Raw genomic sequence first — 15,225 nt, forward strand, 5'->3', positions numbered from 1 at the left:
AACGTTTCAATATCTAAATTATAATCCAATTTGAAAACGATTACAATATACTAATTTTAAAAAAACAACAAATTTCACAGTTAATTTCTACAATTTTCGCAAAACATTTTTTAGCTTTATTTTTAAAACTCTACAACACATCGAAATCCCCACCGTTCAATTTACCACTATATTACCATATTAAATTAATGATGATGGTTGTATATAGTCCCACTTTGATTAAGCCCCTATAACGATTTTTCTTTTATGAATACAAAAAAGTGTATGTTCCACTTGCAAATATTAGAAAAAACAGCCCAGTCCTACTTTGATAGTTCACTGGGCTTTATGGTTACTATTAATAAAATTTTTACTTTTTATTACCTGAATCAATTTCATAATTACGGTTCGTTTAGTGAAAAACGAACTAAACTTCACTCTAACTTAAGAAACGTTCGCCTATTATTGTACTCTTATGCATGACGCTGTAGAATAATTCGTTTTTCGTATAGTTATGATACATTATAAAACGGACTCACCTTTCCATTCTTCCTGCTTTATTACTCTACCTTCCTCAGATGACAAACGTGCCATTTCTATAATCTTTGTCATTTTAAGGGCTTCTCCTAATGAAACGACAGGTTCTCTTTTGGATAACCCTTCTGCTAGCAAGGAAAAAAATTGGTCATATCCTCCAAGCTGTATACTAAAATCTTGTGTATCTTCTATATGTAACGTTCCGACTTCTCTCATTCTCTCTTCATAAAAGGTACCATCTATTAGTTGAGGCTCCTGCATGTCTAAGCCACACTTCACAAAGCTACCTTTTGTTCCGTGCAATTCAAATCGAGGATAGTTGGAATTAATAAATGAATTAGAGCGTAAATATACTCGCTTTTCTCCGTAGTGGAGCACAATAAAAAAGCCATCATCTGTTTGTCCGTTCTCTCGTTGTGTCATTACTTCTGCATAAACAGCGTCTGGCTCTCCGAATAAAACAAGTGCTTGGTCTAGTAAGTGCGAACCTAAATCGTACAGTATACCTGAACCTGGTCCAGCTTGTTCTCTCCAACGATTTCGAACATGTGGGCGGAATCGATCAAATCGGGATTCTAGTACTTTCCAGTCTCCTAACGTACCTTCTTGAAGAAGTTTTTGTAAGGTTAAAAAGTCGCCATCCCAGCGACGATTTTGGTGAACAGACACAACAGATTCGCTTTTTTCAGCAAGCTGAATTAACTCTTCACCTTCTTCCACCGTTAAGAATGCTGGCTTTTCTACAAGAATATCTTTTCCTGCACGTATGCACTGTTTCATCATGTCAACGTGCATATTTGAAGGTGTCGTAATAATATATAACGTGGCATCGCTTTGTGTAAGAGCCTCATCTAACGTGGCGTATACAGGTACAGAACTCACATCACCGTATTCTTTTGATGCACCTGACCTAGAGACAACTCCAGCCACTTCGAATTTTTCAGAATGAACTAAATGTGGCAAATGAAACACTTTTGCAGCAAAGCCGAATCCTACCAGTAATGTTTTGATCATATGCTAGCGCTCCTTTTTAATGGATGAGAAGCGGGAACGGGGTTTACTTCACACTATCCTAGTAAATAAAATGTTAAGTGAACCCCGTCCCTATTTCACATCTTGAATCAGTTTTTCGATTAGTGCTTCTTGGTAGCCTGCTTTGCCGGTTTGTTGCACTTTTTGTTTTACTTGTTGTAGTTCTACTGATTGGATGTTGTTTAGTTTTGTTAGGCGGTCAGTTGTTAGATTTTCGTTAGATAAGCTTTCTTTATAGGAATCTATGTCCATTCTCCATAAAACTAGTTTATCTTTAAAACGCTTTTTTAATCGTTCCGCAATGACAAGTCCTTCTGGGTCGAAGTCTCCTGAATAGTAAATAATACACCCCGCCTCTACAAGTCTGTCTAACAAGTACCACCCAGCCATTCTAATTTGACCATGTGTACAAATAATTGGAGCATGAGGAACGGCATCCATCACACTGGAACTAACACTTGAATTTTCTAACACCCATACGTCCTTACCTACTGCTGGCCATATTTTATTCGTTTTAATTAATTCCTTCATAGGAACATTCATGACAGAGTTCGTCTTTACTGCGGCTTCCCAAACAGGATGGACGCAAAAAGATGAACTTGTCGCTAGCAACCCTTGGCATGTAATGAAATTCCATAAGTCATCCTTAACGATTCCGAATTCATTAAGTAACTCATTTATTTCTTCTGTTGATCTTGGCAGGTGCATTTCTGTCTGCTTATGGACTACTTCATACACGTATAAGCTATGTAACAGCAGTTTTCCTAATGTACCATTTAAGTCAAAACTATGCGGATTGCCCGTTATCTTTTGTGAAAAGAAAGGGAGACGCTCATACTCTCCCTTTCTAGGTAAATTGGATAATGCTTTATTTACTACACTGACCAGCCGAAACAGTTCCTTTTTATCCCTTTTGTACAAAGTCCACACCCATCTAGCATCTGCTGGCTTAGCTTGTATCCAATCAATCCACCATTTGATAGAAGGTAACTGATCCTTTAAAAGAAGGAAGAAACGTTCTTCTTCTCCCCTTTCTCTTTCTGCAGCTTCCTTATTTGTCACCAATTTTTCTTGTAACACTTCTTCTAAAAGTTGTAAAAGGGAATAGGAGGAGAACCTTGATTTTTGTAACATGATTTCAAATTCTTGTAGAGAGATTTTCCCCTTTTTCACTAAAACTTCCACTGGTTGACCCATAAACCCCGCAATTGGTTGCAACTCCACCTCATGGAACGTTGTGAGACTTACCGTTCCACCTACTCTCCCAATAGAACAATATTTCTTTTTAAACAGTTGAAAAAGCTTCATAAAACCCGATTCCGCTTTAAAAATGTCTGTCATTTTACTCATGAGTAAAGAGCTCCTCCATTACCTCTTCTTCGTTTATTACTAGCGACCTTTGCTTTCCATCCCACTCATAACGAATGACTGTCACATAGTCGGCATTTTTCGGACGCACTAACTCACAAATGGAAAGACTAGATATGGTGTCATAATCTCCCCAAAGAGCTTGGGAATTCATAATGTAGTTAAAACCAAGCTGCTCTACCACTTCAAACATATCGCGAATGTTATTTTCATCTACCCCCGCGAACGCTTCGTCTAGTGAAACGATGTATGGAGCCATGTCACCTGCTTCCTTGTATCGCGAATAAGCAGCAGTAAATAAAGGAATGTACATCGCCATTGCCTTTTCGCCACCACTAAATTTAAAGAAGGAATTGTTCGTTAGTTCACGTTTATTTGGTTCGTTTTCTCGTTTAAAAGAAAGTACAAATGTAAACCATTTTCGATAATCGAGCACTTCTTTTAACACTTGGTGGAGAGTGGAACCTTCATTTCTTAATTGGATTAATTCTTTTGCTCTGGCAATACGAGATTGGAAATGTTTCGTAATACTACTTAAATCTTCTTCATTTAAAAATTTACTGTCACGTTGCAAAAGTTTAACAAGATCGCGTGTATCCATCTCTTGTTCAGACTCGGCAGTTAGTGGTTTCCATGCAATCGAGAAAAGTAACCCCGATGAATTATCTCGTTCGGACATAATTTTATCCATTTTCCGAACCCAACTTTCAGCACGTTGAATTCTTGTACGTAAAATCTTCCCAATTGAATTTACAATGATTTCTTCATATAATTGTCTGTCTTGTTCATCTAGCCACCCTTTTTGCTCATCATGTGCTTTTTTTACAGCAGAGGAAACGAAATAAGGGCTTACTCGTTGGCCATTGTATTCTAATTGAATGATTCGTCTACCTTTTACATTTTCCCATTCCATTAGATAAGCTTCATATTCAGAGGAAAGCTGGTCAGTAACCCAATCCGGCTTTTCTTCATCTTCTGTGTAATCGAGCAGCCGATATTCTGTCAAATGAGGTTGCTCATTATAAAATGTTTTCGTTAATTTTTCTAATATCTTTTGTCGCTCGTTGTTAGTGAAAAACGTTTCAAACGAAGCAAAAATTTCATCTGCATGGGGAGATGCAATTTCTACAAATCCTCTCTCTTTCTCCTTAGCAATAATACGTTCCCATTCAATCGCCATGTTTTGCCAGAAATTTAAGTCAGACTCTACTTTTTGAAGTTCTTTTACCTTTGTATTCTTTTCCGCCTCTTTAACAGGATTTACTCGATGAATGGCGTTTGTTTTTTCGGTTGCTTCTTCTAACTGTTGTTGAACCCTTCTAATCTCTTCGCGAACTTCCTCAATCCCTTTAAGCTCTAATTGTTTTTCTATCGATTCAATAATTGCTTGTAGTTTTTGGAGGTGGGATTCCTTTGTATTTTGTTCTCCCTTTATTTCATTTAGCTCTTCTTCTATTTCATCAATTCTACCTTTTAATGAACGAAGCTCCTTCGCTAGATGGTTCATTTGGTTGGAAGCTAATACGAATGCATGTAAATAGTCTACATAGTTTCGAATAGCTTTCAATGAATGAGCAATTTGTTCCGTTTTTAAGGCGATATTCAGGTGACTTCCTTTTTGCCTTAATTCGACTTTTACTTGACTTAATGCTTCATACACACTTTTCCATTCTATATCAATTCGTTTTAATGATTCTTGTTCTGCTTTCCATTCGGATTTCTTATTGACTAATTGACCAAAAATTTCTGCCAAATCATTATCCGTTGGAATGGATTGTTTCCAACTATTTATTCTTACTAGCTCCTGATCTATTTCCAAAATTCCTGAAATTAGCTCAGCTAATTCTGCTTTTATTTGCTCGATTTTTTCTTCAAGCTGGTTTAGTAGCTGTCTTTGGTGCCTTTTTCGAGAGGCACGGCCAATGAACTTGGACTCTCCTTCGTACGGAGCATGTCCAACTAAACAGCCGACTGAGTATGTCCCATCGACGTCAATATGAAAGCCACTGCCGTCATTTTCCAAGGATATACTTCTTAGCAATTCATCTACTTTTTCTTTTGTAACTGGGCTATCTTCATCAACATCTGGTTGTAAATAGTCTGCTAGTGTATAGCCTAATAGTTTTGGTTCCGTTAGAAGTATTGCGTCTTCGCTTACCGTTAATGGTAGATCCGTAATTAAACTATCTAAGATTCCTATTTTCTTAAGCGCAGATTCTAATCGTTCTTTTTGATTTTCGGACACTTCATCTTTAAACTCAACCGCTGCATAAAAAGGAATAAACGCCTTTCCTTCCTCTAATAACTGCTCACGATGTTTCTTCGTACCTTCTGCTCTTTGTGGCTCTACCATTTTTTGATTTTTAATTTTCCATCTTTCTTCTTCTACTTCATCTATATCTTTTTGCTTGTTGTCTTTCTTGCTTTCAAGGTTAGCTTTTTCTTTCAATAGGGAGCTCTCGTATTCGTAAATACTTGCAAGTAGCTTCTCCCTTACAGCATCATAGCGATTGTTTTCATATAGTCCTTGAATACCGCGAGCGATTTCTTGTTGAGCCTCCGAGGTAAAAGATAATTTTGAATGGTCTTTTATCCATTGAAAAATAGTGGCCTCGAGCGATTGTTGGGATTGATCAAACCATTCTTGGAGATGGTCCATTTCTTTTTCAATTTCATCTACCTTTTTCTTTTTTTCGGAAGAAGATCTTTGCAGTTCTTCATGTTTTTGAGCTAATGAATCTGAGTTTTCGGCTAGTTTTTCTAGACTAGTAAGTAAAGCTTGATGTTCTTTTGCTTCTTTTTGCCAAACAGTAAAGTCAAATTGTTCCGAACCGATCCGTTCTAAATCTTTTACGTTAACTTCATGCTGAAGAAAAGCTGCTTCTTCTCCTTCATATGACAACTCTTCCATCACCGTTGCAGTTTCTTTCTCTTTTTCTAGTAGTTGCGATTCTACCTTTTCCTTTTCGTTCCACTTTGTGTTTAAATCACTGTTTTTTATGTCCCATTTTAATTTCAGTCTAGAAGCTTCTTTTATTATTTCTTCTACTTCTTTTTTCTTTTCTTGTTTGTCTTGTTCTAACGACCATACTTCATGTTTTTGCAGGTTAACTTTCGCTTGTTCTGCTACAGAGCGTTTATGGGTGTAGGTTTTTAAATCGATTGTGTTACGCTCGATTTCATCCACTAAATTTGCTATTTCTTTTTTATAAACTTGTACCTTTTTTTCCGATTCATTCTTTTTGCTTGTCGCCTTTTTCCATTGATACGCTCGTTCCGCTACTACATACTGATTGTATTTATCATATGCTAGCTCTAGCTTTTGAATAGACTCTAACTCTCTTTCTAGCTGCTCAATTTGTTGCTGTGTCGTATCCATACTTTCAATCGTATCGGATAAGTGCCTTAGTTCATCATCTGTTAGCGGTGGAAGGGCCGACTCTAAAATTTCATATATAACGGTCGGCTTGAAGTCTTTCGAAAGCTTCGGACTACGTAACTGGATTAATAGCTTAATAAGGTCTTCATACGCTTCTGTTGATTGAAAGCCGAAGACATATTTATTTACTAGTTCCATATATTCTTTTTGACTATGAACAACGTATCCACCTTTTCCGATTCGATTTTCTAATTCTTTCGCGGAGAGTGGAATTTTTTCCCCTAACTGCGTTTGAGCTAAATGAAAATCATGACCCACACGGCGATTATCGGTTATAAGGAAGTACCACGATTTCATCCCTTTATTCCGCCTTGCTTGCATGCCAATACCTGTTGTCATGTATTGTTCTGTTCCTTGCTTTTTATATTCTAAAAATAAGTAACCTGTTCTTTCATCACGGTCGACTACTTCTTTTTCACCTAACAAGTAATCTTCCATTCTTCTTGCTTTAGAGCCGAATGGATCTAATCTGTCTGGCGATTTTTTTCCATCTAACAAAACAGGTAAAAAGCTTTGCATTGTAACAGACTTTCCTGAACCGTTAGAACCTCGTAATAATAGTTTTCCATCGTTAAACTGAAATGTTTCTTCGTCGTAATACCAGAAGTTTAACAGTCCAGCTCTATTCATACCCCATCTACTGTTAGACATCTTCTTCTCCTCCTGCAAAATCTTCTGGGAATCTTCCTGCTAATACACCGAAAAGTGGTTTAATTTTAATTAGAGACGTTTCTTCATCTACTTCAGCCATCATCCAATCTTTCATCGCTTCTACTATTTCAGTTCTGATGGAGCTTACCGTTTTTTCACGAAAATGTTTACTCCAGCCTTTCGCATACTTGTCACTAAGTTTTCCTATTACTTGGTCCAGTTCTCCCTCTGTAAAAACAATTTCACCATTTTCTTTCGGCTGGAAATAGTCTTTATTTTCATGAAGATGTAAGGATAACTGTAACATGATATCTGTTGCTGCTTTTGTATTCGGAAAAACAGATTGGTATTGCTTCACTTCTGAATTGGATAAAAAGGCTGTATTTTTGAAAACATGTAATTTATATTCACTATGATTTTCTATATCTTCTGATAAACGGTTTCGGTAGTTTCGTATATATAGGAAATCTGGGTCTTGTTGGTCCACGCGGTGCAAGCCAGGAGAGAAAAACAGTTTGCGATACACTCTTTTTCTACGCTCATCTTCTTGGTTTAGCTTCCACTCTTCTTTTATAATTTGCTCCCAGTTTAAATAGCTAGTAAACTCATTCGGAAAAGTTCTCATAAAGTATTTAGAGAAAACTGTCGCCTCATATAATACTTCGTGCTGTTCGTTATGGTCAAAACGTTGAATGTCACCGTCTATGACGCGAATTAACTGTAAATCCATAATAACCTTCATCGCTCTAATGAGTGATTTTCTGTGAATGAAAAGTGTCCAGTCTAACGGGAATTCTCCTGAATAATCAGATTCGATGTCCATGCAAAGCTCTGACAGAAGAAACTGTTCATTTTCGGACTTTCCTTCCATAAACGCAATAGCACAACAGAAAATGCTATAATCCATCGGTTCTTTAAAATCTTGAATGCCCATCCAGCCCTCTGGCTCGACTGGGATTTTTTCTAACTTAATAAAATGTTGATGAATAATTAATCGTAAGCCAAACTTTTCATCAATATATCGACGTATTACCTTCTCGCGCTCTCTTATCAGTTGGTACCATTCCGGTTTGTCTGAACGTAATATCCAATAATGGTTTAACAATATATCGAGCCCGTTTATCGCTTTTTCATCAAACATTACATTTTCCATCTGTTATCCACCTTGCTTTTCTAGTTCAAAAATTGCGTTTGGCATGCTAAGCGTACCATCTTCTGAAACTAGTAAAATCTTGTTCTCTTTATCCATTGTTACCTTAACGACTAATCCGTAGTCTGTTTTAACCCGTCTATCTTTGGCAGCCATTGACTTTCCAATCCAGCTTAATAAAATCTTTCTAATGAAAGGCTCCACTGTTGGTAAAGAAGAAAGTGTAATAGTGCCTTTTGTCATATACTTTTCTATTAGCTCTTTTTCTTTTTTTCGTTCTTCTAAGTACCGCATTCGTTGCATCTCTTTTTTGGAAAGATTTGAAGCCATCGCGCCTGGCTTTGTTTTTTCTCGATAACGATTTGTTCGCGGCTTTAGTGTGTGCGTAATAGGTTCTACTTCCCATGTATCTATATGAAGGTTATCTGTTGTTGCTTCTTCTACATGAAGGTGTTGAATGGTCATTGCTCCAAACACGACGGAGGATAATTTATGTGCCTCACTAATGCTATCCACTTCTGTGAACCATTTTGCTAAGTGTAGGTAGTCTTTCTTTCTACTGCGCGTGTTTTGCTGTCTCTCTCCAATTCGTTGAACATATCGTGTCATTCTTCGAATCATTTCATTTGTTTGCCACTGCAACATTTCTAATTCGCTTATTTGCGTGCTTGTCCCTAAAAACCATCTTCTTAATGAATCCCAATATTCCTCATACTCATTTTGCCATTCTTCTTGCGAGGCAGAGATGTCTTCTAATCTCGGAATTTGTTTGCGGTGTTCTATTAGTTTCACGATAAGTGGGTGCAGTTTGTTTATTGTTAATTCAGATAACCTTTCTGAAATCTGTATGGATGTTTTTTGAAGTGACACAATAAAATCTCTTAAGTAATTTGTGAACTGATTTTTATATACAAGAAAAGCTTCCGTTTGCATACGCTGGTCGGTTTGCTCACTATTAATGTAGGCAATATAATCAGCCGTACTCGTTCGAATTGTTTGAAAATATTGTAAAACATCTTCCCAAAGGCGCATACATTGTTCAGGCGTTTTGGTGATCGGGCCTTGTAACTCTTTTTGTAAGTTTGCTAATGATTCTAGTAGTCGTTCAAATTGAGTTCTTTCTAATGATCCTTGGAAAGAGTCCCCAACTTTTCTTTCTAGTACAATGAGCATTCTTTCAATCTCAATCGTATAAGGGGTAGACTGATAGCGAAATCTCTTTTTCTTGTATTCTTCAATTGTTTTTGCATTCGTCATATCTTGTCTTGCGATTAAGTTGTTCCATTTCACTAATTGTGCAAGTTGCTGGTGCAGTTGCTCTTCTTCGTAGTTGGCAAAGGTTGGAATGGAATGTAAATGGTCTAAAATTTCTTCAGGCGCGATAAAATCTCGCATTCTTTCGTGTTGAAGATAAAAATACCTGAGAATCGTGCGGTACTGTGCTGCCGATTCTGCTGTTAAGTAACTTGCTTCAATTACTTTCTTCATTGTAACGTCCAACGTAATCACCTTCGTTCCTCGTTAATATCATTACTCTTATTTTACGGTAGTTAGACTGGGAATAAAAGTGGGTTAGGTTTTTTTGGAATCATCTACCTATGAGAAAAATAGGGACGGGGTTTGCTTCACATTTTCGTAGTTTAAGAAAATGTGAAGTGAACCCCGTCCTTGTTTTACATTTCATATAGTTCTAGAGGCAGTCCGTCTGGGTCTGCAAAGAAGGTGAATTTTTTACCGCTTAATTCATCCACTCGGATAGGTTCTATATCTAATCATTTCCCTATTAGCTCCTTTACGGCTTCTTCTATATCTTTTACTTTAAATGCCAAGTGACGTAACCCTCGTGCCTCCGGATAACTCGGACGCGCTGGTGAGTTTAGAAAGGAAAACAGCTCGATTTGCACACCACCAGGTACTTGCAAATCTAGTTTATAAGAATCCCGTTCTTTTCTATACGTTTCTTCTATAATAGGAAACTGCAATATTTCTGTGTAGAAGCGTTTGGAAATTTCATAATTAGAGCAAATGATTGCTATATGGTGGACCCCGTCTATATACATCTCTTCTTCCCTCCTTCTTCTAAATGCTGAATCTTTTCCTCTTTGGTCTTTATTATATTAAAACTCATTTAGTACAAATTATTCTACGGTAGTTATACTGGAAATAAAAGTGGATGTGGATGATTTTACTAACTTTACAGAATTGAGTGGCATACTTTTAGATAAACTTCGTCAATGAGAAATGTGAATGGGGAAATGTTCACATTATTGAACTATACTGTGAACATTTACCCCTGCTTTGGTTTAGGTATTAAGAAAGAAACCTTAGTATAGCTGATAAACTTAATAATTCGCCGATAACTTATTATTTTCGCCGATTAAAAATTTTTGTCGCTGATTGGATGTTAGTTTTCGCCGGTTAATCCCCTATTTTCGCCGATAGAATCAAGTCTTTCGCCGATTAACCTGAGATTTTCGCCGATAAACCCGAAATGCTTCATCAACAAACCTAAAAAAGCACCAACTTTTGCAGAATACTTCCATTGAAAACTCCAAAAAATAAATTTTTTTGGGGTAAACTTTCATTTTGAATTTTTTTGTTCCGATATTGGATCCCCTTTCCGATTTCTCATGACTACAATTGGAAAAATTGCACAGTATATATTTATATATAGTGCTAGGAATGGAGCTTGTGGATGTGATTATATTCGGTATTGTTTTCTTATTGATATATGTTGCACTCGTTTTTTATATTGGTTGGAGTGGTTGGGGTTGGATGAAGTCTTGGGTGAAAGATGAAATTTCATGGAAAGTTAAACTCCTTTATATTGTCACACTTACATTCGTTTCTACATCGTTTATATTAGGGAGATTTTTTCAAAATACATTACTACATATTGTTGGCTCATTATGGATGGCGTTTTTTTACTTATTGCTTGTCCTTTTGCCTTTAGTACATATTAGCGTTTGGTTGCTTACGTTTACTCGACTTTCCAGAAGGCATCTTGATAGATGGTCGAGTATAGTAACGATTGGTTTGACTTTTTCTTTAGTTGGCTTAGGGTTATACAATGCGTATTCTCCAATCGTTCAAACATATGAAGTTCATATAGAAAAAAACACTCCTACAACTGAACGTCTTCAAATAGTGATGGCGTCGGATATGCATTTTGGCGTTCTTTCCAATAGAAGACATGCAGCTCGGATGGTGAAAGAAATAAACGCATTGAATCCTGATCTTGTCGTTTTTCCTGGCGATATTGTAGACGATGATATTGATCCGTTTGTAATCCAAGGAATTCACGAAGTGCTAGCACAGATTAATGCGCCACTTGGCGTTTACATCTCTCTCGGAAATCACGATAAGCATAGTGGTCCGATAGAAGATTTAATCGTCGCTTTAGAAAGAGGAAATGTCAAAGTATTATATGACGAAGCTGTTATGGTGATGGAAGATATTATTTTAATAGGGCGACGTGACCGAACGAACAGAGGTAGGCAGGATATAGCATCTCTGACTAAGGATATTCCATTAGATAAAACCGCTATTTTACTAGAACATCAACCTTATGATTTAGATGTTGCACAAGAAAATGGCATTGACCTTATCCTTTCTGGCCATACCCACCTAGGTCAAATCTTCCCCGGAAGCTTGATCACTAGACGAATCTATGAAAATGATTGGGGCTATATGAAGAAAGATTCGCTCCATTCTATTGTTTCCATGGGGTATGGATTTTGGGGTCCACCAATTCGATTAGGAACTCGGTCGGAAATAGTCCAAATAATCGTTACTATAGGGGGGTGAAACGGGGACGAGGTTCGGTTTCTCACTTTTATCGTGAAAAAGGCGGCTTTTTGGACGCGGAGTTATTTCTAAAGCTAATCATGCTGAAAATGTGAAATCAAACCCCGTCCCCATTTTGCACAGATTGACCACTGCTCCTGTTTGCTTTAGAATTATCCTTGCAAATCAAATCTAGTAAACACGAGCGTGATGCATGGTGAAAAGACATTTCTTCTTTCTTAAATCTAACTATATCTACCTAGCAATTACTTCCATAATTGGCTGTGCGCTTTTTTTACAGCAAGTTATTATTCCGTTTACTCCACTTTCTATAAACGGGGTTTTATTTGTTCTCCTTTCCATTTCCATCTTACTTTTAAATAGATTCAGAGTTGTTTTACCTCTTGTTGGTAATGGTTTCTCTATGGATACTTCGATATATTTGGCAACGATTTATTTATTTGGATTAGAAAATACTTTATGGTTACTTTTCATAAGCGCTTTCCTCATTTATTTGCTTGAACGAGTTTCCGAGTGGTGGAAGCAAGTATTTAACTTTTCTATTTATGCAATCATGATCTTTATTTCTTACCAATTTTTTATTTGGCTAGGGGGAGAGGTTGGAGCACTTTCTCTTGAATACTTACATGCTTATATTTTTGCTATCACCATCTATTTTTTCATAAATACTTTGTTAATCGCTTTATATTTTGCACTAGCTACGCAAGACAATGTTCTTCTAATCATGAAGAGTATTGCCAAGGATTCTGTTACTCACTATTTGAGTACCGTATTGCTAGCATTAATATTAACGATATTACTAGGGGTTTATCCCGTTTTTGGCCTTATAATTTTTACTTTGACAATCATTTTCATATCGATTAGTTTTAATAACTATTTCCAACTGTATGAGCAAACGAAGAAAGACAAAATATACAGAGAACAAATTTTAAATTCTTTACCAGTCGGAATTATTACCGCCGATAACCTTACTAACAAATATTCCTTAAACACCGCTGCTTCCAAATTAATAAAGATAGATCCTCTTGAAATCAAGTACTGGCAAAAGAAACGGCAAGAAAACGAACAATTTTGGAACATTCTTTTTTCTAAAGAAATATGCAAAAACCAAAAGGTTACGTTCAAAACAGAGAATGACAACCACCTTCTTCTCGTCTCGCAATCAGAGTTGCGCGACCAGCATGATAGCCTTATTGGGACAATTTTTCACTTTATCGATATTACGGAAACGGAAGAGTTACAAAATCGGATTCATCATTCAGAAAAGTTGGCATTACTTGGGGAACTTGCTGCCGGTGCTGCTCACGAAATAAGAAACCCTCTTACTGTAATTTATGGCTTTCTTACACTTATGAAACAGTCATTCACCAAAGAGGTGAGCAATAAATTTCAAGTACCCCTTTTATTGAAAGAGTTTGAGCGAATTAATACGATTGTGGAAGAAATGTTGATGATTGCTAAACCTGGTGCACCGATTGTAAAAGAAGCGACGGTGAGAGAAGTACTAGCTGATATGCCGAGTGTGATTGGAGATAGTCCGGAGTTAAGATTGGATTTACAATTAGATGAAACTCCGTTATTACTAGATACGAAGCAAATGAAACAAGTCTTTTATAATCTATTGAGAAATAGTAAAGAAGCCATGAATGGAAAAGGCACGATCTCTATTCACTCCAAAAAAGAGAGCCATTCATACCAACTGTTTATTTCAGACACTGGCAGTGGTATTGAGGGGTATATGAAGAAAACACTTTTCGATCCATTTTCTACTTCAAAAGAATCTGGAACTGGACTAGGTCTAACGATTGTTCAACGGATTATAGAGAATCATAATGGGAAGATAGAAGTTCATACCACTTCTAAACACGGCACAACATTTTTAATTACATTTCCACTTCCGTAAAAGTTGAAAGAGCCTTCCAATGGACAGGCTCTTTTTGCATTCTTCTTAATCTTGATAGCTAGATAAGTCTTGTTGAACGGATTGAAGCGATTGGATTGCTTGTTCAATTTTGTTTTTGTTTTCTGGCTTTTCCGCACAGCTTAATGCTTGTTGTAAACTACCCATTGTACTTTGAACAGACGACATACTTTGATTCACGTAATCTTGTGCATTTTGATTTTGCATTATGTAAAACCTCCTTTTCACAATTTCACCTTAGTTTTTGCACCAACGTGGAAAAATATGCATGTGAAATGGGGACGGGGTTCGTTTCACATTTAAACTAGGTTTCGAATGGGAGGTGAGCGAAAGAAGTGTGAGGATTGATTTGTTGTAAATTAATATGGTTTGGAGGAGGGGGGTGAATTGAAACACAAGACTTGCGGATTGAAACAGTAAAGTGCGTGATTGAAACACAACATGTATAAATTGAAACACAAATGTAAGGATTAACGTTTCCACATTAAAATTGAAACACAAGGCTTGTGGATTGAAACAGAAAGGCGTGAAATTGAAACACAACGCCAATAAATTGAAACACAATTCAATTGCATTGCGGGATGAAAATATATTTCATTCAACCTTAACCATAAAGAACAGAAAAAGACCTAATTACGTGAAAGTTCCTCTTTTCCACGAAACTCGGTCTTTATTTTATCCCACTATTCTAAACCGACCACAATTCCTGCACTAAACAAAATCCTTATGTACAATACTCTTAAACCTTTAGCAAGCCGCGGAAACCTCTTGCGGCATAATAGGAATCAGCTCCGTTGTGGTACATAAAGATAGTGCCGTAGCGACGATCGCAAAAGATGGCACCGCCAAGTTTTCTTATATTAGCAGGTGTATTCACCCAACTCGATGTTTTCATATCAAAATTTCCAAGTTTCTGCAACTCTCGGTATTGTTCTTCCGATAAAAGTTCAATGCCCATGTCATTAGCCATATCAATCGCGCTATTTTCTGGCTTGTGTTTTTTTCTTGATTCTAGTGCTTCACGGTCGTAGCAAACACTTCTGCGACCTTTAGGACTTTCCGCTGAACAGTCATAAAAGATGTATTCGTGTTTCTCTTTATCATAACTAACTACATCCGGCTCACCGCCGGTTCTTTCCATTTCACTAAGAGACCACAGTTTTTCAAGATTAGTTTCCAATTTTGCTTGGACTCTAGCCCATTCTATTCCTTCATGGCGGTTTATATTTTTCTCGAATCGGTCTTTCAATATTTGGAGTAAACCTTCACGTTGTTGTACTGTCATTTCCTTATCTATATTTGTCACAATAATTTGCTCCTTTAGCATAGGACTTAAATAAT

At 36.9% G+C, this 15,225-nt stretch carries 9 protein-coding genes and 1 pseudogene; 2 read left to right on the plus strand and 8 right to left on the minus strand.

The annotated features are described in order from the left end of the window. Positions 1-501 precede the first annotated feature (501 nt). The 6 genes and pseudogenes from CDZ89_RS17470 to gloA2 all read right to left on the minus strand — a co-directional run bounded on the left by CDZ89_RS17470 (position 502) and on the right by gloA2 (position 10,216). Positions 502-1,530 carry a Gfo/Idh/MocA family oxidoreductase gene (locus tag CDZ89_RS17470; RefSeq protein WP_100334100.1) on the minus strand — a complete coding sequence of 343 codons (1,029 nt, stop codon included), beginning with the start codon at positions 1,528-1,530 and terminating at the stop codon, positions 502-504. Between the two features lie 90 nt (positions 1,531-1,620). After that, complete coding sequence (locus CDZ89_RS17475) at positions 1,621-2,898, minus strand: TIGR02679 family protein (RefSeq protein ID WP_100334101.1); 1,278 nt, start codon at positions 2,896-2,898, stop codon at positions 1,621-1,623. Further along, a complete protein-coding gene (locus CDZ89_RS17480) occupies positions 2,891-7,006 on the minus strand; it encodes a TIGR02680 family protein (RefSeq protein ID WP_100334102.1) in 4,116 nt (1,371 codons plus the stop codon). Before CDZ89_RS17480 ends, CDZ89_RS17475 begins: the two co-directional genes overlap by 8 nt. Further along, positions 6,999-8,159, minus strand: a complete 1,161-nt coding sequence (locus CDZ89_RS17485) for a TIGR02678 family protein (RefSeq protein ID WP_100334103.1) — start codon at positions 8,157-8,159, stop codon at positions 6,999-7,001. Before CDZ89_RS17485 ends, CDZ89_RS17480 begins: the two co-directional genes overlap by 8 nt. A gap of 3 nt (positions 8,160-8,162) precedes the next feature. Then, complete coding sequence (locus CDZ89_RS17490) at positions 8,163-9,656, minus strand: TIGR02677 family protein (RefSeq protein WP_100334333.1); 1,494 nt, start codon at positions 9,654-9,656, stop codon at positions 8,163-8,165. A gap of 173 nt (positions 9,657-9,829) precedes the next feature. Beyond that, positions 9,830-10,216, minus strand: a pseudogene (gene gloA2, locus CDZ89_RS17495) (SMU1112c/YaeR family gloxylase I-like metalloprotein). A gap of 631 nt (positions 10,217-10,847) precedes the next feature. Between gloA2 and CDZ89_RS17500 the strand changes: the two are divergent. Then, on the plus strand, positions 10,848-11,963 hold the full coding sequence (locus tag CDZ89_RS17500; protein ID WP_406564905.1) for a metallophosphoesterase: 1,116 nt from the start codon (positions 10,848-10,850) through the stop codon (positions 11,961-11,963). Positions 11,964-12,156: 193 nt separating this feature from the next. Beyond that, positions 12,157-13,866: a two-component system sensor histidine kinase NtrB gene (locus CDZ89_RS17505; protein WP_096155671.1), complete on the plus strand. Its 1,710-nt coding sequence runs from the start codon at positions 12,157-12,159 to the stop codon at positions 13,864-13,866. Between the two features lie 45 nt (positions 13,867-13,911). Here the strand turns inward: CDZ89_RS17505 and CDZ89_RS17510 are convergent, their stop codons facing one another. Further along, positions 13,912-14,091: a hypothetical protein gene (locus tag CDZ89_RS17510; RefSeq protein WP_096155672.1), complete on the minus strand. Its 180-nt coding sequence runs from the start codon at positions 14,089-14,091 to the stop codon at positions 13,912-13,914. A gap of 532 nt (positions 14,092-14,623) precedes the next feature. Further along, the gene (locus tag CDZ89_RS17515; RefSeq protein WP_096155673.1) at positions 14,624-15,211 is read right to left on the minus strand and encodes a DUF4256 domain-containing protein; all 588 of its coding nucleotides are present in this window, start codon (positions 15,209-15,211) and stop codon (positions 14,624-14,626) included. Positions 15,212-15,225: the final 14 nt, after the last annotated feature.

The organism is Bacillus alkalisoli, from assembly GCF_002797415.1.
Classification (GTDB): domain Bacteria; phylum Bacillota; class Bacilli; order Bacillales; family Bacillaceae_I; genus Bacillus_CD; species Bacillus_CD alkalisoli.

Bases quoted from the DNA above. Each gene is read 5' to 3' on its own strand.
- CDZ89_RS17470 (WP_100334100.1), bottom strand. From the start codon at position 1,530: ATGATCAAAACATTACTGGTAGGATTCGGCTTTGCTGCAAAAGTGTTT.
- CDZ89_RS17475 (WP_100334101.1), bottom strand. From the start codon at position 2,898: ATGAGTAAAATGACAGACATTTTTAAAGCGGAATCGGGTTTTATGAAG.
- CDZ89_RS17480 (WP_100334102.1), bottom strand. From the start codon at position 7,006: ATGTCTAACAGTAGATGGGGTATGAATAGAGCTGGACTGTTAAACTTC.
- CDZ89_RS17485 (WP_100334103.1), bottom strand. From the start codon at position 8,159: ATGGAAAATGTAATGTTTGATGAAAAAGCGATAAACGGGCTCGATATA.
- CDZ89_RS17505 (WP_096155671.1), top strand. From the start codon at position 12,157: ATGGTGAAAAGACATTTCTTCTTTCTTAAATCTAACTATATCTACCTA.
- CDZ89_RS17510 (WP_096155672.1), bottom strand. From the start codon at position 14,091: ATGCAAAATCAAAATGCACAAGATTACGTGAATCAAAGTATGTCGTCT.
- CDZ89_RS17515 (WP_096155673.1), bottom strand. From the start codon at position 15,211: ATGCTAAAGGAGCAAATTATTGTGACAAATATAGATAAGGAAATGACA.